The sequence below is a fragment of the Streptomyces malaysiensis subsp. samsunensis genome (assembly GCF_024519315.1).
GTDB classification, from domain to species: Bacteria; Actinomycetota; Actinomycetes; order Streptomycetales; family Streptomycetaceae; genus Streptomyces; species Streptomyces malaysiensis.
In genome coordinates this window covers 1-21,973 of record NZ_JANIIC010000086.1, presented here as the reverse complement: position 1 = coordinate 21,973, position 21,973 = coordinate 1, and the positions used below count along the sequence as shown (strand labels likewise).

Annotated in this window: 26 protein-coding genes and 1 tRNA gene; 17 read left to right on the top strand and 10 right to left on the bottom strand. The window is 69.5% G+C overall.

The features are described from left to right. Positions 1–81 precede the first annotated feature (81 nt). Entirely contained in the window at positions 82–1,359 is a 1,278-nt protein-coding gene (locus NQU54_RS43195) for a cytochrome P450 (RefSeq protein WP_069860993.1), read from the bottom strand. 285 nt (positions 1,360–1,644) lie between these two features. On the opposite strand from NQU54_RS43195, the gene NQU54_RS43190 reads away from it, so the two are divergent. Then, positions 1,645–2,424 (top strand): VOC family protein, encoded by a 780-nt coding sequence (locus tag NQU54_RS43190; protein WP_093706775.1) that lies wholly within the window; start codon positions 1,645–1,647, stop codon positions 2,422–2,424. 150 nt (positions 2,425–2,574) lie between these two features. After that, positions 2,575–2,961, top strand: a complete 387-nt coding sequence (locus NQU54_RS43185; protein WP_069860991.1) for a VOC family protein — start codon at positions 2,575–2,577, stop codon at positions 2,959–2,961. 133 nt (positions 2,962–3,094) lie between these two features. On the opposite strand, the gene NQU54_RS43180 is transcribed toward NQU54_RS43185, so the two are convergent. The 5 genes from NQU54_RS43180 to NQU54_RS43160 form a co-directional block, all read right to left on the bottom strand. Next, positions 3,095–3,523, bottom strand: coding sequence for a DnaJ family domain-containing protein (locus NQU54_RS43180; RefSeq protein WP_257635776.1), 429 nt, complete (start codon positions 3,521–3,523; stop codon positions 3,095–3,097). Positions 3,524–3,580: 57 nt separating this feature from the next. After that, entirely contained in the window at positions 3,581–4,171 is a 591-nt protein-coding gene (locus NQU54_RS43175) for a TerD family protein (RefSeq protein WP_257635775.1), read from the bottom strand. After that, positions 4,168–4,956 carry a hypothetical protein gene (locus NQU54_RS43170; protein WP_257635774.1) on the bottom strand — a complete coding sequence of 263 codons (789 nt, stop codon included), beginning with the start codon at positions 4,954–4,956 and terminating at the stop codon, positions 4,168–4,170. Before NQU54_RS43170 ends, NQU54_RS43175 begins: the two co-directional genes overlap by 4 nt. A gap of 274 nt (positions 4,957–5,230) precedes the next feature. Further along, complete coding sequence (locus NQU54_RS43165; protein WP_069860987.1) at positions 5,231–5,806, bottom strand: TerD family protein; 576 nt, start codon at positions 5,804–5,806, stop codon at positions 5,231–5,233. 175 nt (positions 5,807–5,981) lie between these two features. After that, a complete protein-coding gene (locus NQU54_RS43160; protein WP_257635773.1) occupies positions 5,982–6,404 on the bottom strand; it encodes a TOBE domain-containing protein in 423 nt (140 codons plus the stop codon). Between the two features lie 236 nt (positions 6,405–6,640). Between NQU54_RS43160 and NQU54_RS43155 the strand changes: the two genes are divergently transcribed. Then, positions 6,641–7,045, top strand: a complete 405-nt coding sequence (locus NQU54_RS43155) for a pyrophosphohydrolase domain-containing protein (protein WP_257635772.1) — start codon at positions 6,641–6,643, stop codon at positions 7,043–7,045. 516 nt (positions 7,046–7,561) lie between these two features. Here the strand turns inward: NQU54_RS43155 and NQU54_RS43150 are convergent. Beyond that, on the bottom strand, positions 7,562–8,131 hold the full coding sequence (locus NQU54_RS43150; protein ID WP_257635771.1) for a GNAT family N-acetyltransferase: 570 nt from the start codon (positions 8,129–8,131) through the stop codon (positions 7,562–7,564). Continuing rightward, positions 8,128–8,895, bottom strand: a complete 768-nt coding sequence (locus NQU54_RS43145) for a GntR family transcriptional regulator (protein WP_257635770.1) — start codon at positions 8,893–8,895, stop codon at positions 8,128–8,130. Before NQU54_RS43145 ends, NQU54_RS43150 begins: the two co-directional genes overlap by 4 nt. 445 nt (positions 8,896–9,340) lie before the next feature. Here NQU54_RS43145 and NQU54_RS43140 point away from each other — a divergent pair, with 445 nt between their 5' ends. The 13 genes from NQU54_RS43140 to NQU54_RS43080 all read left to right on the top strand — a co-directional run bounded on the left by NQU54_RS43140 (position 9,341) and on the right by NQU54_RS43080 (position 20,064). After that, the gene (locus tag NQU54_RS43140; protein ID WP_257635769.1) at positions 9,341–9,604 is read left to right on the top strand and encodes a DUF6284 family protein; all 264 of its coding nucleotides are present in this window, start codon (positions 9,341–9,343) and stop codon (positions 9,602–9,604) included. Further along, positions 9,604–9,891 (top strand): DUF6303 family protein, encoded by a 288-nt coding sequence (locus NQU54_RS43135; RefSeq protein ID WP_257635768.1) that lies wholly within the window; start codon positions 9,604–9,606, stop codon positions 9,889–9,891. The genes NQU54_RS43140 and NQU54_RS43135 overlap by 1 nt, the downstream gene beginning before the upstream one ends. Continuing rightward, the gene (locus NQU54_RS43130) at positions 9,888–10,910 is read left to right on the top strand and encodes a DUF2637 domain-containing protein (protein WP_257635767.1); all 1,023 of its coding nucleotides are present in this window, start codon (positions 9,888–9,890) and stop codon (positions 10,908–10,910) included. Before NQU54_RS43135 ends, NQU54_RS43130 begins: the two co-directional genes overlap by 4 nt. 70 nt (positions 10,911–10,980) lie before the next feature. Next, positions 10,981–11,319, top strand: a complete 339-nt coding sequence (locus tag NQU54_RS43125; RefSeq protein ID WP_257635766.1) for an RRQRL motif-containing zinc-binding protein — start codon at positions 10,981–10,983, stop codon at positions 11,317–11,319. A gap of 30 nt (positions 11,320–11,349) precedes the next feature. Further along, a complete protein-coding gene (locus tag NQU54_RS43120) occupies positions 11,350–11,856 on the top strand; it encodes a hypothetical protein (RefSeq protein ID WP_257635765.1) in 507 nt (168 codons plus the stop codon). Positions 11,857–11,873: 17 nt separating this feature from the next. After that, positions 11,874–12,431, top strand: coding sequence for a plasmid transfer protein TraA (traA, locus tag NQU54_RS43115; protein ID WP_257635764.1), 558 nt, complete (start codon positions 11,874–11,876; stop codon positions 12,429–12,431). Between the two features lie 12 nt (positions 12,432–12,443). Further along, positions 12,444–14,489 (top strand): plasmid transfer protein TraB, encoded by a 2,046-nt coding sequence (gene traB, locus NQU54_RS43110; RefSeq protein WP_257635763.1) that lies wholly within the window; start codon positions 12,444–12,446, stop codon positions 14,487–14,489. Between the two features lie 171 nt (positions 14,490–14,660). Beyond that, positions 14,661–15,107, top strand: coding sequence for a hypothetical protein (locus tag NQU54_RS43105; RefSeq protein WP_257635762.1), 447 nt, complete (start codon positions 14,661–14,663; stop codon positions 15,105–15,107). Positions 15,108–15,132: 25 nt separating this feature from the next. After that, positions 15,133–15,408: a hypothetical protein gene (locus NQU54_RS43100; RefSeq protein ID WP_257635761.1), complete on the top strand. Its 276-nt coding sequence runs from the start codon at positions 15,133–15,135 to the stop codon at positions 15,406–15,408. 85 nt (positions 15,409–15,493) lie between these two features. Further along, complete coding sequence (locus tag NQU54_RS43095; RefSeq protein ID WP_257635760.1) at positions 15,494–16,405, top strand: bifunctional DNA primase/polymerase; 912 nt, start codon at positions 15,494–15,496, stop codon at positions 16,403–16,405. After that, on the top strand, positions 16,402–16,764 hold the full coding sequence (locus NQU54_RS43090; protein WP_257635759.1) for a hypothetical protein: 363 nt from the start codon (positions 16,402–16,404) through the stop codon (positions 16,762–16,764). Before NQU54_RS43095 ends, NQU54_RS43090 begins: the two co-directional genes overlap by 4 nt. Continuing rightward, positions 16,761–17,933, top strand: a complete 1,173-nt coding sequence (locus NQU54_RS43085; protein WP_257635758.1) for a DUF3631 domain-containing protein — start codon at positions 16,761–16,763, stop codon at positions 17,931–17,933. Before NQU54_RS43090 ends, NQU54_RS43085 begins: the two co-directional genes overlap by 4 nt. Before the next feature lie 616 nt (positions 17,934–18,549). Then, positions 18,550–20,064 carry a LacI family DNA-binding transcriptional regulator gene (locus NQU54_RS43080; RefSeq protein ID WP_257635757.1) on the top strand — a complete coding sequence of 505 codons (1,515 nt, stop codon included), beginning with the start codon at positions 18,550–18,552 and terminating at the stop codon, positions 20,062–20,064. A gap of 120 nt (positions 20,065–20,184) precedes the next feature. Here the strand turns inward: NQU54_RS43080 and NQU54_RS43075 are convergent. After that, positions 20,185–20,258, bottom strand: a tRNA-Pro gene (locus NQU54_RS43075). Between the two features lie 106 nt (positions 20,259–20,364). After that, a complete protein-coding gene (locus NQU54_RS43070) occupies positions 20,365–21,294 on the bottom strand; it encodes a metallophosphoesterase (RefSeq protein ID WP_257635756.1) in 930 nt (309 codons plus the stop codon). A gap of 77 nt (positions 21,295–21,371) precedes the next feature. On the opposite strand from NQU54_RS43070, the gene NQU54_RS43065 reads away from it, so the two are divergent. After that, complete coding sequence (locus NQU54_RS43065) at positions 21,372–21,842, top strand: GatB/YqeY domain-containing protein (protein ID WP_257635755.1); 471 nt, start codon at positions 21,372–21,374, stop codon at positions 21,840–21,842. Positions 21,843–21,973 lie beyond the last annotated feature (131 nt).

Below are 21,973 nucleotides of genomic sequence, written 5' to 3'. Positions count from 1 at the left end.
CTGCCCCCGGTTCCCGCCCCTCCCGCCCCGCTTCCCCGGCCCCTGCCCCCTCCCGTTCACCCCGTCCCTCCCCGGGCCCGGCTACTTCAGCAGCACCGGCAGCTCATCCACGCCGTAGACGATGGAGAGCTTCCGGAACGAGAGCTTCTCCGCCGGTACCGCGAGCCGCATCTCCGGAAACCGCCGTACGAGCGCGGGATAGGCGGCCCGGAGCTCCATCTTGGCCAGTTCGGCGCCGATGCAGCGGTGGATGCCGTATCCGAAGGCCAGATGCGACGGGGCCTGCCGGTGCGGATCGACCCGCTCCATGTCCGGGCCCAGTTTCTCGTCCCGGTTGGCCCCGCTCAGCGAGCACAGCATCAGATCACCGGCGGATATCCGCGTGCCCGCGATCTCCATGTCCTCGCGTGCGAACCGCGGGAAGGCCACCTGCACCACCGTGAGATAGCGCAGCAACTCCTCCACGAACGGGTCCACGACATCGTCCTGATCACGTATCGCGGCGAACTGCTCGGGAGCCTGGAGCAGCACCAGCGTGCCGAGCGCCAGCATGCTCGCGGTCGTCTCCAGACCACCCGTCAGCACACCGTCGGCGAGCCCGGCCAGCTCCTGGTCGTCGAGTTCGTCGCCGTGCTCCTTCACCAGCATGCCGAGCAGTCCGTCACCGGGGGTCTCGCGCTGCTTCCGGACGATCCCGTGCAGATAGGAGAGGGAGTCCGACATCGCGCCGAAGGAGGCGTTCGCCCCGCTGAAGAGGTCGAACCGCGCCGTGCTGTGGCGCTGGAAGTCATCGCGGTCCTCGTACGGCACACCGAGCAGTTCGCAGATGACCAGCGCGGGAATGGGAAGGGCGAACGCCTGCACGAGATCCACCGGGCCCTCGGCCGCGGCCATCTCGTCGAGGCGCTCCTCCACGATGGAGTGGATGCGCGGGGTGAGCCTGCTGAGCCGCCGCATGGTGAATTCGGGGGTCAGCAGGCGTCGCAGTCTCGTATGCGTCGGTGGATCGCTGAAGCCGAGACCTCCCGGATTCTGCTGCGGGGCGACGCCGATGTTCCGATCCGCGAGATTGGTGAAATCCGAGCTGAACCCCTTCGCCTTTCCGAGTACCGCCTTGGTCTCGTCATATCCGGTGACAAGCCAGGCATTGATGCCGAAAGGCAGCCATATCTTGCTGATGGGTTCTTTTGCTCTGGTTCGGGACAGATCGGGAATGGGGTCGAGTCCATCGCGCCTCAGCGGAGCCAGTGTGGCGTCCGGGAGAAACGACATCTTGGACAAGTCGAAGCCGTTCTTCTGAATTCTTGAAAAGTACTTGCGGCCCAGCCAGGCGACGATGTTTGAGCGGAGATTCGACATGGCGCAATACTGCCCTGCCATGGCCGGGCGGCCGTGCTCCGATGCCGGAGGTGCCCCGGTGTGATACGCCACAACGCATGCGCTCCCTTCCGGGCGGGCGCGCCGGTGGGCGTGAAGGTGGCGCAGGCCGCGAAAGCGGAGGAAAGTGTAGATATCGGGCAGGAGGTCCGAGCGATGACGGCTGCCTGTGGGACGTCTGTGGCGCCCCCAGGGACATGAGTGAGGTGAGCGGCCTTGCGGGAGAGGTTCCGTGCTGTCCAGGGCGCACCGTGCTGGGTGAGCCTCATGGCAGCGGATCTGGACCGCGCGCACCACTTCTACGGAGAGCTCCTCGGCTGGGGCTTCCGCCCCACCCGGCAGGGGCACGGCCGTTACACCATCGCGTACACCGAGGGCGGCGTACCGACCGTCGGCATCGGCGCCTCGTCCCCGTCGGCGGGAGTGTCCCTCCCGGTCACCTGGACCACGTACTTCGCGGCGGACAGCGCGGACGAGGTGGCCTCGCGCGTCCAGGAGCGCGGTGGCACGGTCGCGGTCGGGCCGCTGGAGTTCGGCAGCGGCCGGGTGGCCTGGGCGGCCGACCCGGACGGGGCCAACTTCGGCATCTGGGAGGGCGATCTGACCTCCGCCTGGTGGGGCGAGCGCAGACCCGGCGCGCCCGTATGGCTGGAGCTGCGCACCCGTGACGCCTTCGAGGCGGCGCTCTTCTACGGGCAGGTCTTCGGCTGGGACGCCCAGGAGCGGGAGCGCTGCGACGTCCGCTTCGAACACGACCGGGTGGTCCTCCATATCGACGGTAAGGCGGTCGCGGGGCTGCGCGGCGGCGCCATCGAGGCGGCCCCGGACCCGAACATCCGGCCCCGCTGGCGGGTCTACTTCTGTGTGAAGGACGTCGACGAGGTCGCCGAACGCGCCGCGGAACTCGGCGGCGGCGTCCTCTCCCCGCCGACCGACACCCCCTATGGGCGCATCGCGGGGCTGCGCGACCCGGAGGGCGGGATCTTCAGCGTGGCGGCGGTCAGGAAGGAAGCCGCCGAGGGAACGACTTCCGCGGGCCGAGGCTGAGGAAGGGCACGCGGGGCCGTGAGTCGAGCGCCGGGCCTCGACGGCCGCGGGCGGTGCCGCCTACGATCGGAAGTACGGCATCGCGTGTCGGTCACCGGCTGGGTGAGGCATGGAGGTGCCCGTGAGATTGCCTTACGGAGGCATTCCACAGTGTCTGTCGAGTTGAATCACACGATCGTCCATTCTCTGGACAACCACGAATCCGCGGAATTCCTGGCGAATATCCTCGGTCTCGAGGTGGGAGAAGCGTGGGGTCCGTTCGTTCCGGTGGAAACCAGTAACGGCGTCACCCTGGACTTCGCCACTATTCCCGGTGAGTCGATCGTCATGCAGCATTACGCGTTCCTCATCTCGGACGAGGAGTTCGACGCGGCCTTCGGGCGGATCCGGGAGCAGGGGGTCACGTACTACGCCGACCCCCATCTGAAGCAGCCGGGCGAGATCAACCACCACTTCGGCGGGCGCGGGCTGTACTTCATGGACCCGGCCGGTCATGGCATGGAGATCATCACTCGCCCGTACGGGAACGAGGAATAGTCCGGGAAGTCCCCGAGCCGGGGTGTCCCTGAACCGGGGAGGTCCTGAGACCACGGGCGGACCCCGGAGCAGGGGCAGACCCTGAACCACGGGCGGGCCGGGGCGCGTATGCCCCGGCCCGCCTTCGTCGCGGTCATTCCGGTCGGTGGTCCTTGTTCTCCGTCCGCTCCCGGCGCTCTCGCCACTCCCGGACGATCTCGTCGATATCGAAGGGCACGAGATTGAGCGGCGGGCCGGGCGGGGGCCGCCGGATCACCTCACGGATCTTGTCATTGACCTCCGCGAGGACGTCCCGCACCACCCGCTCCGACGGCGCCTTCTCCACGGCGGCGAGCGCGTCCTCCGCCTCTTTGCGCAGCACGAGTGTCGGCGGCAGAAACGACAGATTCTCGCGGGCCATCTTCTCCTTGACCCACCACAGATCGTCGTAGGGCCTGTCGAGATTGGGGAGGGGCTTTCCCTTTCCCGGAAGGTCGGCGAACGCGCCGCGTTCCTCCGCCTCGCGGATCTGTCGGTCGGCCCACGTTTCGAAGCTGATTCCCGGTGGCTTTCGCTCGGTCACCCTCAGATTCTCCCTCGGATGGCGCGGAACGCGCCACAGGCCGTTTCGGCCCGTCTGTCAGAGGTGGGAGGAGAGGGCCGGCAGCAGATCCTGGAACGTCCGGCCGGTGGCGGGCACGCCTATGGCCGACATCTGCCAGGCACTGCTCACCCCGCCCGCACGATGCACCTTGGCCATGATCTGGGCCGTGTAGGGGCCGCCGCCGCTCAGGGTGTAGCGGGCCAGTTCCTGTCCATTGGTCTCGTCGACGAGGCGGCAGAAGGCGTTCTCCACCTCGGCGAAGGTCTGTCCGGAGAAGGAGTTCACCGTGAACAGGATCTGATCGACATGGACCGGAACGCGCTGTAGATCGATCAGGATCGATTCATCGTCGCCGCCCTGACCGGCGCCGCCGACGAGGTTGTCGCCGGTGTGCCGTACGGATCCGTCGTCGCTCGTCAGATGCTGGAAGAAGACGACGTCGACGGCTTCCTTCCCGGCGAAGAGCACGGCCGAGGCGTCCAGGTCGATCTCCTTGGCGGTCAGCCGGGCGAGGAACCCTTTCCGCGGCGCGGCCTTCCAGCCCAGGCCCATGCGCACAGCGGTGAGCTCACCTCCGTCGGATTTGCTCAGGCTGATCCGCTGGCCCTTGGCCAGATTTACGGTCATGTGCTTCCTTTCTCACTCTTCTGACTCATCCAGGACAGGTTGTGTGACGTGTGTGACATCTTCAGCCGGTCGCGCAGAAACGGCAGGATGCCGCGGTGGAGAAGGGCCCTGAGCCAGGCGTCGCGGGCTGTGGCCACGGCCGCGTCATCCCGGCGTCTGACGTAGGGCGGGTGCGTAGGTGGATGCGGGTGGGGGCGTGGATGCGGAGGGCGGCGTGGCTGCCGGTGGGGGCGTGCGGGCCAGGGGCGTGGGCGCTGGTCGGGGGCCGAGGTGCGGTGGCGTACGGCGGTGACGAGCAGGCAGGTCACCCCCGCCGCGAGAGTTACCGCCGCGATCGTCGCGCTGGTCAGCCCGGCGGTCAACAGTGCCTCGGACAGCTCGCGTTGGGAGTCGGAGAGCCTCAGCAGCCCGCCGAGGAGCAGAAAGGCCACGGTCGAGGCGCCGGCCAGCGCAGGTGCGAGGACGGCGACCGCCGACAGCGGCCCACCGACGCCTGCCGATGGAGTGGGCGAGGCGGATACGGCAGACGCAAGGGGCCCGGTGGACGCGGGCGTCGCCCCGGCGGCGGCACGTTGCCGTAGGTACGCGGCGTATTCGGGCGCGGCGGCCGTCGCGATCGTCTCGCTCTCCAGCAGGGCCTGGGAGCGCAGCCGTTGGATGTCCGCGTCCCCGGGGCTCCCGTCGCGCCACAGGGCCCCACGGATCTCCGCCGTACGCAGCGCCTGGTGCAGCGCCCGCTCGAAGTCGGGCCGGTCCTCGGCCTGTAACCCGGGTGGGGCGGTCATGTCCGGCTTCCTCGAAGAGTCCGAAACGGGGTGAGCGTGCGAGCCGGGCGGCCGCACGAACGGCCCCGCTGGGCGAACGGTGGTTCGGATGAACGGTGGCGCTGGGCGACGCTGGCTGTGGGCGAACGGTGGCGCTGGGCGACGCTGGCTGTGGGCGAACGGTGGCGCTGGGCGAGCCGGGCGGCCGCGCGAGCCGTATCGCCATACGAGCCATAAGAACCGGCCGCCGGGCCCACCCAAGGGAAAGGCCGGGCCCGGCGGCCGCAGGAGGGTGTCAGAGATTGACACCGAAGTCGGAGGCGATGCCCGCCAGCCCTGAGGCGTACCCCTGGCCGACCGCGCGGAACTTCCACTCCGCGCCGTTGCGGTAGAGCTCGCCGAAGACCATCGCCGTCTCGGTCGCGGCGTCCTCGCTCAGGTCGTAGCGGGCGAGTTCGACGTTGTCGGCCTGGTTGACCACCCGGATGAAGGCGTTGCGGACCTGGCCGAAGTTCTGGTCACGGCCGTCCGCGTCATGGATGGAGACCGGGAAGACGATCCTGGCGATCTCGGCGGGCACGGCGGTCAGGTTGACCTTGATGGACTCGTCGTCGCCCTCGCCCTCACCGGTCAGGTTGTCGCCGGTGTGCTCCACGGAGCCGTCGGGGCTGGTGAGGTTGTTGTAGAAGACGAAGTGCCGGTCGGACGCGACCTTACCGGCCTCATCGCACAGCAGGGCGCTCGCGTCGAGGTCGTAGTCGGTGCCGGTCGTCGTCCGCACGTCCCAGCCCAGGCCGACGACGACCGCGCTCAGGCCCGGCGCCTCCTTGCTCAGCGAGACGTTGCCGCCTTTGGACAGGGAAACTCCCACGATCTCCTCCAAGTGCTCGGTGGACCGGAGTCAAAATCTACAGCACTGTAGAAGTTGGTGGAGTGGGGGATGGAGCGGTTGGCCCGATCTGAAGGGGCGGCGACGTCGACAATCAGCCCCCGACTCACCACCCCCGACTCACCGCCCACCGCCCGTCTGCCATGGGCTCATCGGCCTACGTCGTGGCGAGCGACACCTCGGTCGACTTGATCAGGGCGGTGACGCGGCTGCCCTCCGTGAGCCCGAGCTCCGCCGCCGCGTCCTGGGTGATGGCGGCCGTGAGCTCCTGGCCGCCGCCGATGGAGATCACGACGGTGGCCATGGCGGCCCCGAGGGTGAGGCGGGCGACGGTGCCGGGGAAGCGATTGCGGATGCTCAGCCCCGAGACCTCCCCCGTGGCCAGGGCCACCTCGGTGGCCTTGGCCAGCGCCGTCACCTCGGACCCCTCCCCGATGCCGAGCTCCTTCACGGCGCTCATGGTCACGGCGGCCGTCACCAGCTGCCCTCCGGACAGCCGCCCCTGGACCGTGGCCATGGCCTCGCCCGGTGTCACGGACACGACGGTGGCGGGAAGCTGGTTACGGATGCTGAGACTCATGGGTGCACCACCCCGGAGGCGGAGGTCGAGGGCCTGATACGCCTCACCCTAGGCACACGATCAAGGATCCGCGCGTCGACGTACGAAGGCTCCCGGCGGCGACGTACGAGGGCTCCCGGCGGCGCACGCCCATACGACCACCGCGCTACGGCTCCCCCGGCGGTGTACGCCGTCATACGATCGCCCGAATCCCGTACGGCATCCGGCCGCCCCGCCGCCCACGTACGATCGGACGAATGCGCCCCTCTCCCGCCGATCTCGTCCGCGAATTCCACCTGACCTTCGGCCTCGACGCCCGTACGACCCCCACCGAGGTCTCACCGAAGCTCGCCGCCCACCGCCAGGACCTCCTGGCCGAGGAGTGCGCCGAAGTGGCCGAGGCGAGCGTCGACGGCTCCCTCGACCACCTCGCCCATGAACTGGCCGATGTCGTCTACGTCGCCTATGGCACCGCCCTGGTCCACGGCATCGACCTGGACGAGGTGATCGCCGAGATCCACCGGGCCAATATGAGCAAACTCGGCCCCGACGGCCTCCCCACCCTCCGCGCCGACGGCAAGGTCCTCAAGGGCGCCCATTACCAGGCCCCCGACATCCCGTCCGTCCTCCGCCGCCAGGGCTGGACCGGCACGGCCGAATAGGCGGCCAGCACGGGGGCCTGAGCGGCCCTGGGCCGCTCCAATGACCGCGACCTGATCCCTGCGCAACACCGCCCCGGCGCCCGCCATCTACGGCGCCACACCGGCGAGTTGACCCGGTCTTTTGCGCGCCCAGCCATCCACCTGGGATGCCTCATCTCAACTCGCCCGGTACAAGCGGCCCCGGGAGTTCGGGCTCATGGACGGGATCTTCAAGCCGGTGCGGAGCGGTCGTCGCGCAGGGAGACACACAGACGAAGCAGGGGCCCGGTCTACTCACATGAGTGGACCGGGCCCCTGCTGTTCCTTCAGTCGGGGTGGCGGGATTTGAACCCACGACCTCTTCGTCCCGAATAAGGTCCGGGCGGGGCTTGGACCTGACCGGCATGATATTCGTGCAGGTCAGGGCTTCGGTATGAGTTGGTCTCGCATGGCATCCGGGAGATGCTGGGAGAAGATCTTCTCCCAGATTTCTCCCAGCGTCTGGGGCCCAGCACGTGCGTCCCCGCGCCGCGCCGATCACCGGGCGAGCGGCACCGGCTCCGGCGCGGGTGTCTCGTCCACGAACCCATGGCCCGTCCGGCAGGCGGGGCGCTGTGCCAACCATCCAGAGACGCGGGGTCCGCCATTGACCGCCCCTCCTTCGCGGACCGTGCGGACATGGTCGAAGCCCTGTCGAACGTAGTAGTGCTGGAGTGCTTCGTTCGTCGTCCATGCGTCCAGACGGAGCCACTTGGCCGAAGCCCGGTGGGCCCGATCCCCTGCCCAGTTCAGCAATCGGGCGCCGAGGCTCTGCCCGGCATGCGTGCGCGCAACGGTGAGCTTGTTGACGAACACCGACGGTTCGCTCAGTTCCGCCTCCGTCCAGAGCCCTTCCTCAGGATCGGGCGTGAGGGTGATGGTTGCGGCGGTCTGCTCTCCGTCGCGCACCATGAAGACCGTCCCCGCCTCGATGCTGGCGAGCAGCAGATCTGGCGGGTACGGGCGACTCCACTGGTCGGTGCCTAGCTCCCTCAGCCACGACGCGGCTTCCTCCCGGAAGGCGATCAGCTTGGGCAGCTCGCTGGGCTGAGCAGGAGTGATGATCACAGATCCTCGTTTCGGCCGGCCAAGTCGCCGATCTCGTAGTTCATACGGTTCAGATCGCCGCGGAACGTGGTGATGGTGCACCGAATGGGCTTCTCGTCGGAGTAGCCCGTACGCGTCCAGAGCAGGACTGGGACACCAGCGCCGATCTCCAGAAGCCGCGCTTCCTCGGGAGTCGGCATCCGGGTGGCAATCTCATCGAAGTACCCAATCTGGCTGATCCCGTGATCCGCGAGGTAGCGAGTCGTCCCCTCCGCGATATCTCCGGGCTCGGCCAGCCGCGGCGCCTGCTCCACGAGCCACCCCGGGTAGTACGTCGCTTGCGTTGACCAGGGCACATCGTCCACGTATCGGTGACAGAAGCGGAGCACAGCCTTTGCCCCCGCCTCCACCTTCAGCCACGCGGCGATCTCTTCCGGCGCGGGAAGCATCTCGACGCGGAAGGTCTGGTGCGGGCGGCGACCCGCGTTCGTCACGTCGGTGCTGTACGCGTCGCCGTTCTGCGGGAAGCTCAGGTTCTCGAACCGGGACGCGTTGAGCTTGAACACCTCATGCGAGCGCACCTCGTACCCGAGGCCCTGGCTGGACGAGATCAGCCCCTCTGTGACCAGCAGGTTCAGCCCAGATCGGACAGTGTTTCGCGAGGCCGCGAACCGGGCGGACAGCTCACTCTCTGACGGGAGGCGCGCTCCCGGCGGGTACGCCCCGTTGTCGATCTCTCGACGCAGCGCGTCGGCCACTTGCCGGTACTTCGGCTGTTTGTTCATTCCCCCATCATGACGCACTCGCGCAACTTGTTGGTACAGGCGGGTTGACGCGGACCGCTCCAGCGGTGCAGAGTCATCTCCATCAGCTTGTCCCTACAAGTTGAGCAAGGGGTCCAACCCGCGCAAGCGGGTTCCCTGAGTAGCGCCCGGAAGCCCTTCACAAGGGGGTGAAAGGAAGCGCCTGCTGCTTGAGAACTTCATAGGTCCCAGCCAAAGCCGCTGATAGGAGGTGTACGGCACGGCTGGTGGCAGACCAACGGACGGCGCGTAGAGCGTCCCCGAGGGGACGAGGGTGCAACTCCCTCCCCGTCCGCCATCCGCTCGGAGCTCCCGAGCGGTCCGGGCCGGATCATGCGGCCCGCTTTCCCTAACGGCGCGCGGCGCCGGTGCTCAGAACACCGGCGCCGCTATTCGGGCCGTACCACCGTGAGAGGAACCACGACCCATGAAGCACATCGGTGCACTTCACGAGGCTGTTACCGCCGACCTGTCCGACCACGAGCCGACAGCCGCGGAGCTGGATGCGATCGAGGACGAGCTGCCGCTGATCGAGGCGGAAGTCGAGTTGCTGGACGTACAGATCAGCCTGCTGGACCGGCCGGTGTCTGAGGTGGACGCGCGCCGTATCCGCCGGACCCGACGCCGGGTGCTGGCCGCGCGGCGGGCGCTGGCGAATCGGGACGGGGCGATCTCGCCGGAGGTGGCCTGATGACGCAGGAGTTCACGGCGCAGATGTCCACCGGCGCTCGTGGATGGCGCCTGTACGTGGTGCTGCTGAATACCTTCGAGATCTGGCCTGAGCACGACTTCGGCCGTGCCGCTCCGGTGCCGACGTTCACCGAACGAGCGGCGGCGCTCACCGCGCTGGGCTATGAGCTGGTGCCGGGGGCTGAGTGGGAGTGGTGTGAGACCCCCGACATCCCCGAAGACCTCTCCTCCCCGGTGCTCCTGATCGCGACGGTCCGGGTGCGTTCACTGGTGGAGGTGGACGCGTGAACGCCGTTCAGATCCGTTCAGCCGAGCGCGCTCTGTCAGTCGGCACATGGCTGATCGTCGCGGGCGCCATGCTCTACTCGGTCCTCACCGTCACCCCGCTGGCATCCGAGCACACCCCGGCCAAGTGGGCTTGGACCGCGCCGATTCTGCCGCTGGTGGTGGACGCCGCGGTGGTGATCGTGGTCCGCCTGGATGCGGTGCTGGCCCGGCTGGGCGGGCATGGCGGCCGGTGGCCGGTCGTGCTGCGGTGGATGACCGGCTGCATGACCCTGGCCCTGAACGTTGCGGATTCCGCGCTGAAGAAAGACCTGGTGGGCGTGGCCGTGCATGCGGTCGCACCGTTGCTGCTGATCGTCACCGCGGAAACCGGGCTGGCCTACCGGCGCGCCATCGCCGCGGCTGTGACCGCGCTGGAAGCGGAGCAGCGCGCCGAGCGGGAAGCCCGCGAGAAGGCAGCGGCTGAACGCCGCGAGGCGGCCGAGCGGCGGGCCCGTGAGGAGCGCGAGCACGCCTCGATGCTGGCGCGTGAACAGCGTGAACACGAAGCCCGTCTCACCCGTGAGCAAGCCGAGCGAGAGGAGCGGGCCCGCCGCGAGGAACGGGAGCGAGCCGAAGCCCGCGAACGTGCCGAGCGGGAAGAGCGTGAGCGCCGCGATCGCGAGCGTGAACAGCGTGAGCGGGACCGTGAACGCCGTGAACGCGAGGCCGCCCAACGCCGTGAGGACGAACGCCGCGAGCGGGAAGCCGCTGAGCGTCGTGAACAGCGGGAGCGCGAGGAGCGGGCCGAGCGTGAACGCGCCGCGCTGCTGGCCGCCGGGCCCGCGGTGGAGAAGTTCCCCGAGGACCGGGCCCGCGCGACCGTTCAGGCCGCGTTCGAGGCAGGGCTGCCCGTACGTGCCGCTGCCGAGCTGTGCGGCTGGTCGGTCGGCTGGGTCTCCACCCGCTACCAGGAACTGCGCGACGCGGGACACCCGAGCGCCCCTCCGGCAGGGCGTGTCCTGGAAGGAGCCCGCGCGTGAGGCTCCACCCACCCGCTGACCTGCTGATTCGCACGGCGGGCCGGGCCGTCTACCGTCGCCGGGAAACCTGATGGCCACGCTGCCGGTCTACCGGTGGCGTCTGGCGCCGGATGGGCTGGCCACGCGCCGGCAGCTCCGCGCGATGGACCTGCGCCCCGGCGGTCAGGACATCGCCGCGGAGCTGCAACGCCCCCGGCGCCGTCGCGGCCCGCTGGTCGCGTACCTGTACCGCATCGACCGGGCGAAACCGGTGCGGCCGATGACCTCGGCCCGATGGGCGGCGCTGGCCAAGGCGAACGCTGCCCGCCGCACCTGCCCCACCTGCCGACGCGACGCCGGATACGTCATCCCGCCCTCGCTCGGCATGTGCCCTTCCTGTGCCTACCCCGAGGAACAGCGCGCCGCCTGACCCACTCGACTTCTTCCAGGGAGTTTCGCTGTGTCCAGCCGTACCCGTGCCCACACCGTGAAGACAGCGGCGGGCGTCACCACTGTCCGTATCCCGCGCCAGCGCGGGCGCCGCTCCGCTGACCCGTTCGTGGTCGTCGTTCCCGAACGTCCGACCCTGACCCGCCTGGCCCTGGACGCCGCGGCACGGTGGCTGTGGAAGCACCGCCGCGCGCTCGCCCCGCTCGCTCTCGGCGTGCTGGCCCTGCCCATCACCGCACTCCTGCACGTGATGGCCTGGTGGTCCGCCCTGGTGCTCGCCCCCGCCGCTGCGGGCCCGCTGCTGTGGCTGGGCATCGCGCAGCGCCGTCGCCCGGCCGCCAACGGGTCGGTGTGGGGCTGCCGCATAGCGGCGGCCCTGCTCGGCACCTCCGGGCTCGCCTGGGCCGCATCCGCCGCGGGGTTCGGCCCGATGGCCGGTCCGCTGGAGCTGTGGTGGCTGCTGAACCTGATCGCCGCACAGACCACCTGGCTCATCGTCCGCCGCACCGCCAACTGACTTAAGGGGAACGTCTGATGGCTCAGCACACCAACGGCCAGCGCCCGCACCGGCCCACCAACGGCCGTGCGGACAACGGCAAAGGGAACAAGTTCGCCAACGCGGGCGCCGCGGCGGGTGGGTTCGTCGGCGCGATGGGCGGCTCGTTCGTCCCGCCGATCAACGTCACGGTCAACAACAACCGCAGCAGGACCCACGCTGGCGGTGCCCGTCCGCACGCCGAAGCCCTGCTGCCTTCCCCGGAGTTCGGCTCCCCGGCGCAGGTGCGGTTCTACTGCAACAGCATCCGTGCCGCGGCCGTCACGCTCTCCATCGAGGTGGCCATGGGTGCCGAGATCCTCAAGGGCGTTCTCAGCGCGGTGCCTGACCCCGAGGGCAAGACGTTCGGCTCCCGCATCCGGGCGCAGAAGGTGGCCCGGAAGCTCCAGAAGTCCGCTGACGATCTGCGGGATGCGGCCAAGAACGCCGCGGCTGCCTACGCCACGTTCCAGCAGCAGTACGAGGAAGAGATCAACCGCGTCCGTCACCGTGCCCGGCGCCCCCAGCAGCCGCGCATGGACTTCACCCAGCAGTAAGGAGGTACGACCGTGGCACGCAATTGGACTGACCAGGACGGCCGGAGGTACCCGCTCGCCGTCCCCGCTGACACGAACGCGGGCGCGGGTGGCTCTGTCGGGGCGTACCTGCTGCACCGCATCAAGCCGCACCTCCCCCCGTGGCTCGGGGTCGCCGGCGCGGGCCTGGCCGGGGTCCTGGGACATGAGCGGTGGGCGAACAGTGCGGGGGCCGGGGTCGGTCTGACCCTGGCGTCCGTGGCCCTGACCGGCACCACCTGGTGGGTCGGCCGCACCACCGGCAAACAGCGCCGTCTCCACTCGGCCATCACCGTGGCCGCGGGGTCGGCCTGGCTCACGGCCGCGTGCCTGGCCGGACCGACCACCGGCCCGGTCGACGATCTCTACCTCATGGGCGGGCCTGGCGTGGCGCTGTCGTGGAACGTGCGCATGGTCATGCGCCGCAACGAGGGGGCCGGGGAAGGCTCGGACGCGGATAAGGGCCTGCTGGAAAAGGTCGGGCTGGCGCGGGCGCAGATCGGCACCGCGAAGGTGGAGCCGAACCGCGTCACCGCCCCGGTCGGGCTGGATGCGGGCACGCAGACCAACGAGGACATGTCCAAGGCGCTGTCGCACATCGCCTCGGCCCTGGACCTGCCGACCTCGGCCGTGCGCTACACCCCCGACCCCGGCTCGGCGCGCCGCGGTGAGCTGGTCATCGTGCCGGAAGACATGCTCGCTGAGGTGGTCGAGTGGGAAGGCCCGTCGAACCTGGGTGGGTCGATCGCTGATCCTCTGGTCATCGGTCGGTATGACGACGGCGCCCCGCTGCTGCTCTGGCTCCCGGGCGATCCGGAGGAAGGCCGGAACTCTACTCACCTGCTGATCGCGGGCGGGACCGGTTCCGGCAAGGGTGACGCGGCGCTGAACCTGCTCACCGAGATCCTGTCCCGCAGGGACGTGATCGTGTGGTTCTCCGATCCCAAGGCGTTCCAGGACTTCGCGCCCCTGCGTCCCGGTCTGGACTGGGGTGAGGAAGGCGGTGCTGGCACTGAGGTGATGGTGGAAGCCTTCCAGGCCGTCATCCCGGACCGTACCCGTTGGCTCGGGGCTCACGGCTACCGGCAGTGGGTCCCCGAGGCTGCGCAGCAGCAGAACAGCCCGGAGCGCACCTGCCGGGACGATGGCCGCCCGTGTGGCTGCCCTGGCATGCCGTTCCTGGTGGGCTGGTTCGAGGAGGCCGCCAACACCCTGCGGGCTCTCGGGGACGACGCGTTCACCGGCATCGCCCAGGAAGCCCGGTCCGCGGGCGCGGCGCTGATCGTCTCGCTCCAGCGGCCGAGCTACGACCAGATGAGCACCAGCACCCGCGCCTCCCTGCCGTCCGTGATCGCGCTCGGCTGCGACGCACGCGACGAGGGGTTCTCCCTGCCGGATACGGTGCTGGCCGCCGGCGCCCACCCCGGTGAGTGGGGCAACCGGCGCCCCGGGTACTGCTACTGCGTCTCCCCGGGCATCCCCGAGGACCGGTACCCCTCTCCGGGCCGCACGTGGCGCTTCACCGGCCGCGCGGTGTCGGTCATGGAGCTGCTGGCTACCTGGTCGCAGCGCAACGGTGCCAAGGCCGATCCGGTCACCGCCGGATCGGCAGCCCGGATCGCCGGGCAGCTCTACACCGGCCGCACCGGTCCCGACGCTGACCAGACGGCGCTGTCCGTCGTGGAGGACGACGACATGGACAACGGGCCGCACGTGGACCCCGAGGACGCCGACATCGACCCCGAGGCCGAGCTGCCCGAGCCTGAGCAGGGCGACGACACCCCGATCTTCGGGCAGGAGAGCGGCCGTAAGCCGTCTCCGGAGGAGGCGCGTCGTCTGCTCGATGACGCGCTGGCCGAGTTCGAGGACGAGGGACGCATGATCGTCGGGCCGAAGGACTTCACCGACTGGTGCGACCGGAACAGCCTCTCCCGCTCCTGGGTGTCCAAGCGCCTGAAGGAAGCGGCCCAAGAGGGGCGGCTGGAGCCGACGAGTTCCACCGGCCGGTGGCGCATCGTCCCGGCCCTCACAGTCGCCTGACACCCGTCACATGTGACGGCCGCGTCACACCCAAACCCCTAGGCAGACGCGCCGTGACGCGGCCATCACAGCGGCCCGTCACACCACATCACACCTACCCGTCACACCCGACCCGCGGGCCCGCGCTACCTCCCGGCGCGGGCCCGCGGCCATCCTCGGAGGGGAACCGCGATGACCCACCTCGACCGGCCCACGGCCGTCGAAGTCCACCACCCCCAACCCATCACCCCACCCTCGGCCGCCGCGCCCCTGGTGCCGGTGCAGCCGGGCACGGCGGCCCAGGTGCAAAGCGTCATGCTGCCGGACGGGCGGGTTATCACCGGCTACGCCATCGAGCCGGTCAAGCCTGAGCCCGTTACGGTCAAGCCCGTCATCTCCCACACAGCGGTGAACATCGCTCTCGGCGGGATTGGGTTCGCCGCGGTCTGCGGTGGGCTGTTCCTGCTCACTGCGTTCATCGCCGCGCTCGCCGCGTTCATCCACCAGCTCATCATCTTGGCCGCGGTCATCTTCGGCGGCTGGATCGCCGTGCAGATCTTCAGCGCGAACCGCTCCAGCCACGGGACCACGGTCAACATCCGCAAGGCCGTCATCAAGCGCAGCCACTTCCACGGCTGACCACTCAGTGCCAAAGGAGCGCCGCATGATTCGCCTACGCATCCAGCACAGCACATGGCCCCGCCGTGCGCTCGTTCTCACAGACACGCCCCGTCCCGACTGCCCCGACTGCGACGGCGACGGCGGCATCGAGTCCTTCTACGGCGACTACGACACCGGCGAGTACGCCGGGAGCGAGTGGGACCCCTGCACCTGCTGGGACGAGACCCGCCGCTGGACCCTGCTGCCCCTCCCGCGCCGCCCCCGGTGGCTGCGTCAGCAGCACCCCGACACCGACCCGTGGGCCGAGCCCCCGTTCTAGACACGGCTGGGGCGGCCGTGACTTTGGCGAGAGACGGCCGCCCCGGTTCTCCGGTCCCTCAACAGACCTGTTGGAGGTCTCCAGCATGACCCATGAAGCACGTTCCGCGCTGCTGCGCGCGGCCCTGGACGCTGCCGAACGCGGCTGGGCGGTCTTCCCCCTCCGTCCCGGCACCAAGCGTCCGGCGCTGCACGGTGAGGAGTCCTGCCCTGGTATCGGGGACTGCGCGGGTTTCCACCGCAAGTGGGAGGACCGCGCTACCACCGACCCTGACCGTATCCGCCGTGCCTGGGGCGAGGTGCCGTTCAACATCGGCATCGCCACCGGCCCGTCCGGGCTGGTCGTGGTGGATCTCGACCTGCCCAAGCACAAGGGCAATGCGGACACGCCCTCCGGCGTGACGACCTTTGCGGCGCTCTGCGAGCGCGCCGGGCAGGCCGTCCCCACAACCCTCACGGTGCGGACCGCGAGCGGCGGCCAACACCTGTACTTCACCGCCCCCGAGGGTGCTCGGCTGGGCAACAGTGCCGGGCGGCTGGGCAAGCGGATCGATACCCGCGCTTGGGGCGGGTACGTCGTCGCCCCCGGCAGCACCATGCCGGGCGGCCCGTACGCCGTGACCGATTCCGCGCCGGTCGCTCCGCTGCCGGGATGGCTGTACGCCCTCCTGTCGCCCCGTCAGGCTGCGCGGGCCGTCATCGATCCGTCGTCCATCCGCACGGCTCACCGGGCCTCTCGTTACGCCTCTACGGCCCTGACGGCGGAGACGGCGGCGGTGCAGCACGCTGGCGAGGGCGAGCGCAACGCCACCCTGCTGCGCGCAGCGCGGGCCCTGGGGCGGTTCATCGCGTGGGGCGACCTTCCCCGATCGGTGGTGGAGGAGGCTCTTCAGGAGGCGGGGGCCTGGGCCGGACTGCCGGATGCCGAGTGCCGCACCACCATCCGCAGCGGTCTGAACTGGTCCATCGCACGCAACCAGCAGCGGAGGGCCGCATGAGCACCCCTCCCCGCCCCCACCTGAAGAGCCTGCCTGGCACCCCCGACCAGCCGAGCACCGCCGAACCGGCCCTGACCACGGACGGCCGTAGCGCGCCGAAGGACGCCGGCCGTAAGGCCGCCCTTTCTGCTGTTCGTCCTGACCCGCAGCAGGTCACGGTGAGCGGCATCTTGCCGGGGCTTCAGATCCGCGGCCTGCTGGACCGGGTGCCCGTCGCGGACTGGCTGTGCCGTTGCGGTCACCACGAACGCGCCCGCGGTCGCGCGGCCGTCACCGAGCTGACCACCCGCGTACGCGTCGGTGTATGCCCCCACCGTGCCCCCGCCCCTGCCGAGACCGAAGGGAGGTCCGTCGCATGACCAGCCCCGCAGTACAGACCACAGCCACGACAGACGGCGCGGCCCTGCTCGACGAGGTGGAGCAGTTCCACCGCCGGTTCAACGTCTTCCCGCTCGACGCGGCCTACGTCGCCGTCACGCTGTGGGACGCTCACGCGCACCTGCTGGACTGCTTCGACTCCACCCCGCGCCTGGCGTTCCTCTCACCCGAACCGGGGTCGGGGAAGTCCCGAGCGCTGGAGATCGTGGAAACCCTGGTGCCTCAGCCCATGGTCGCGGTCAACGCCAGCGCGGCGGCCCTGTTCCGGGCCGTCTCCGGTGCCGAGGGACGGCCCACGATCCTCTTCGATGAGATCGATACAGTCTTCGGCCCCAAAGCAGGGGACAACGAGGAGCTGCGGGGCTTCCTCAACGCGGGTCACCGGCGTTCCGGCGTCACCTACCGGTGCGTGGGTGATGGGGGGAACCAGAGCGTTCAGGCGTTCCCCTCCTACGCCGGGGTGGCCGTCGCCGGGCTCGGCTCGCTGCCTGACACGATCCTGACCCGCTCGGTCATCATCCGCATGCGCCGCCGGGCCAGGAATGAGAAGGTCCAGCCGTTCCGGCAGCGCGTCCACACCCAGGAGGGGCACGCGCTGCGGGACCGGCTCGCGCAGTGGGCGGACAGTGTGCGGCGCCTGGTCGATGGCGTCTTTCCAGAGATGCCGGAGGAGGTCACCGACCGGCCCGCGGACGTCTGGGAACCCCTGATCGCTGTCGCCGACGCGGCCGGCGGGGGCTGGCCGGAGCGGGCCCGCGCGGCGTGCGTGGAGCTGGTCAACGCGGCCAAGGCCGATGACAAGGGCAGCGTCGGCATCCGGCTGCTCACCGATCTGCGGGACCACGTGCTCAACGGCATCGACCGCCTTCCCACCGTCGCGGTGCTGGAGCGGCTGCACAGTCTGGACGAAGCCCCCTGGGCCGACATGGGCGGCAAGCCGCTCGACTCCCGCGGGCTGGCCAAGCTGCTGCGCGAGTACATGACGGCGGACAACCGGCCCGTCACCGCCCGGAACATCAAGACCGGCGGGGGAGTCCTCAAGGGCTACTACGCGGCCGATCTCGCCGATGCCTGGGCCCGCTACTGCCCCCCACCCCCGGAAACAGCGCTACTTCCGCTACCTCCGCTACCGGGCAGGTCAGAGCCCTAAAACCGGTAGCGGATCAGCGCGAATCATCCGCTACCGAGCACCGCCCTGCCGCTACCGGCCCCGGCCCCGATCGGGCGCCGGTAGCGGCACTTATCCGCTACCGCTACCCCAATCCGCTACCTCGATCATGCCCCTGACCAGGGCGGTAGCGGAGGTAGCGGAAGTAGCGGACCTGAGAGGGAGGGGGCGGCCCCTCCTGCCCTGCTCAACTTCCAGGAAGAGGAGCCATGAACTCGGGTCAGAACAGCCATGCCCTTCCCCCGACGTACTCACCTGCAGAAGTCGCGAGCGCGCTCGACTGTTCGGAGTGGTGGGTGAAGGAGCAAGCACGACGGCGCCGTATCCCCTTCATGCGGAGCGGGAGCGGCTACCGCTTCACGCGGGACCACGTTGCGGAGATCTTCCAAATCCTTGAGGAGCGGCCGGACAAGGCGAATGCATCGCCGGGCAACGTCGCTACGACGCGACGGCGGACCCGCGTCACCTCGCAAGAGCCGGTAGTGCAGCTCCGTGCACGGCGTCCGAGGCGCGCCCGGAACGCTGCCTGACAGAAGTAATGACCGCGATGGGTGGGAGCCGAACGGCTCCCTCTCATCGCTTTGCGATGAGAGGGAGCATGGGGTTCGCGGAGGACCGCGGCGCGTACTGGCGTGGCCGCTACAAGATCTCACCGGGGAAGTACGGCACCGTTGCCGATGGGGACGGGAACACCATCCGCTTCCGCACGAAGCGTGAAGCCAAGCAAGCTGCCGACGCCGAAGAGGCGAAGGTGCGGGCAGGGGACTGGAAGGACCCGGCGGCCGGCCGGATCACGTTCGGCGAGTACGCCACACGGTGGTACGCGGCGCAGGACCTGGCCGCATCCACAATGCAGAACTACCGGCGCCACCTCGAAGAACACCTGCTTCCTGAGTTCGAGGATCGTCCGCTCGCGTCGATCCAGCGTGTGGACGTTGACGCTTGGGACAGGAAGGAACGGGCGCTGTACGCCGCGTCGAGCGTCAAGACGTGGCGTGGCACCCTCCACCTGGTCCTTGAAGACGCGGTGGATGAAGCGCTCATCACGTCCAACCCTGCGACCAAGCGCCGCGGAAGGGGTAAGCGCGCCGGTCGCTCCCGTGACCGGGGGCCGGAAAAGGTTGTCACGGACCCGCTCGGCATCCTTCTGACAGCCGAACGCGCCTCGCTCCTCTCCGGGCGTGATGACGAGTTCGTGGGTGTGGTCACCAAGGGCTATACGGGCATGCGCTGGGGCGAAGTCGTGGGGCTGGAGACCGACTTCATCCGCCCTACCGCCGTGCGCGTGGAATGGCAGCTCTACGAACTCGACTCGGGAGAGTTCGAGCGCTGCCCTCCCAAGGATGACAGCCACCGCACCATCGACGCGGCACTGTGGCTGGTCCGTCTCTGGACCAGACACATTGCACATACGCGGCCAACGCCCTGCCCCTGCCACGGGAAGACGTACATGTTCCGCGGGCAGGGGGTTTCCCGGACGGGGGAAACGGGAGCGAAGGTGGTGGACGTAGCGAGGCGTGCGGGTGTCTCTACGGGCACTGTGTCCAACGTCCTCAACCGGCCGGATGCCGTCGCCGAGGCAACCAGGGCTCGGGTACAGGAGGCGATCGATGCGCTCGGGTTCACCCGCGGCGGGGGCGCTGTGGACCAGGCCGCGCACTGGCGCCGGAACGGGTTCGCTACCTGGCTCTTCACGCCCGCGGCTTCCGGCTGGTACCCGAAGAAGGCTCCACAGGAGGCGCGCCCCGTGCCCGTACTCGCAGACCCCTGGCCCGGGGTGCCAGCGCGGGGGAGAGGAGCCCAAGCACGGGCGGATGCCTGTTGGATGCCGATCGCGCGCGGGCTCACGCCTCACGGGCTGCGCCATACCCACAAGACGCGCATGGAAGGGTTCCGTACCCCACCGAAACTCATGGACGAGCGCATGGGGCACATCGACGGCTCGGTGCAGGCGCGTTACTCGCACATCACCCGCGAGATGCGCGCGGATCTTCTGGCGCACCTGACCGCCGAGTGGGAAGCGGCCCTGGATGCCCGACTGGCGATGTGCCCCACGTCACCCGTAGCCGTGCTCAACGAACTCTTGCAAGAGCGTCTGAGGGTGCGTCGATAGGTGCCTTCTGGGAGCGGGATTCCAAGATCTTCTCCCAGATTTCTCCCAGGAGGGTCCTGCTCAACGAATCAGGGGCCCTCTCCCGTATGGGAGAGGGCCCCTGACCTGGTGTTCCTTCAGTCGGGGTGGCGGGATTTGAACCCACGACCTCTTCGTCCCGAACGAAGCGCGCTGCCAAGCTGCGCTACACCCCGAAGCAACGAGCTCTACTTTAGCGGACCTGTGGCCAGAGACGAAATCCGGTTTTCGAGGGTCTCGCAGGTCGGGGCGTTCCGGACGAGCCGGACGGGCGGGGTGGGGTCAGGGGGTCTGGGGGGTCAGGGTGAGGAGGGTGGCTTCCGGGGGGCAGGCGAAGCGGACCGGGGTATAGCGGTTGGTGCCGCAGCCCGCGGAGACGTGGAGGTAGGAGGTGTGGCCGCCGGCGTGGTGCTCGGAGAGGCCCTTGACCCGGCGGGTGTCGAGGTCGCAGTTGGTGACCAGGGCGCCGTAGAAGGGGATGCACAGCTGGCCGCCGTGGGTGTGGCCGGCGAGGATCAGGGGGTAGCGGTCTACGGTGAAGGCGTCGAGGACACGCAGGTACGGGGCGTGGACCACGGCCAGGGAGAGGTCGGCGCCCGACTCGGGGCCGCCGGCCACCTCGGCGTAGCGGTCGCGCTTGATGTGGGGGTCGTCGAGGCCGGTGAGGGCGATCTCGATGTCCTCCAGCTTCAGTCGGCCGCGGGTGTTCGACAGCCCGACCCAGCCCGCCGCGTCGAAGGCGTCCCGCAGCTCCGTCCACGGGTTGTGGATGGCCCCGACCGCCGGGGCGTTGCCGTTCAGCCCGTGCCGGCCGCTGGCCTTCTCCATCAGATAGCGGGCGGGGTTGCGCAGCTTCGGTCCGTAGTAGTCGTTCGAGCCGAAGACATACGCTCCGGGGAACTCCATCAGCGGGCCCAGCGCGTCCAGGACCTCCGGTACGCCCTCCGGGTCCGAGAGGTTGTCCCCGGTGTTCACCACGAAGTCGGGGCGCAGCCCGGCCAGGGACCGGAGCCAGCGCTGCTTCTTGCGCTGTCCGCTCACCATGTGGATGTCGGAGACCTGGAGGACGCGCAGGGGTCGCATCCCGCGCGGGAGCACCGGAACGGTGATCCGCCGGAGCCTGAAGGACCGGACTTCGAAGCCGACGGCGTAGGCGAGGCCGGCCGCGCCGACCGCCGTGATTCCCAGGGGTACTCCGTATCGCGCGCGCATGTCGTCCATGGTCGCAGAACGGGGCCGGGGGAGAAATCTTCGGGTGATTCCCGGCCAGTGCTGGCAGACTCGACGCCATGACCACCACGCTCAAGTCCAGGCTTCAGGACGATCTCACCGCGGCGATCAAGGCGCGCGACGAGCTGCGTTCCTCGACCCTCCGGCTCACCATCACCGCGATCACGAAGGAAGAGGTCGCGGGCGAGAGCGCCCGTGAGCTGTCCGACGGCGAGGTGGAGAAGATCGTCGCGCGGGAGGCCAAGAAGCGCCGTGAGGCGGCCGAGGCGTTCGAGAAGGGTGGACGCGCGGCGCAGGCCGATCGGGAGCGGGCGGAGGGCGAGGTGCTCGCCGAGTATCTGCCGAAGCCCCTTACGGACGACGAGCTGAACGCCCTGGTGGCCGATGCGGTGCGGGAGGCCGCGGCGGGCGGCGCGGAGGGGCCGCGGGCCATGGGCGCCGTGATGAAGATCGTGAACCCGAAGATCGCCGGGCGGGCGGAGGGCGGCCGGGTCGCCGCCGCGGTGAAGCGGCAGCTCGCGGGCGGGTAGCACCCGCGTAACCGGTGCCTTCGTCACGTTGTGTCGTCGGCCGCATGCTCTGCGTTCTTGTGCGGTGTACGCCGTAAGGCGCCCATGGCCGCCGTAAGGATGGCGCGCACACGTGCAGAAGGCATACGCGC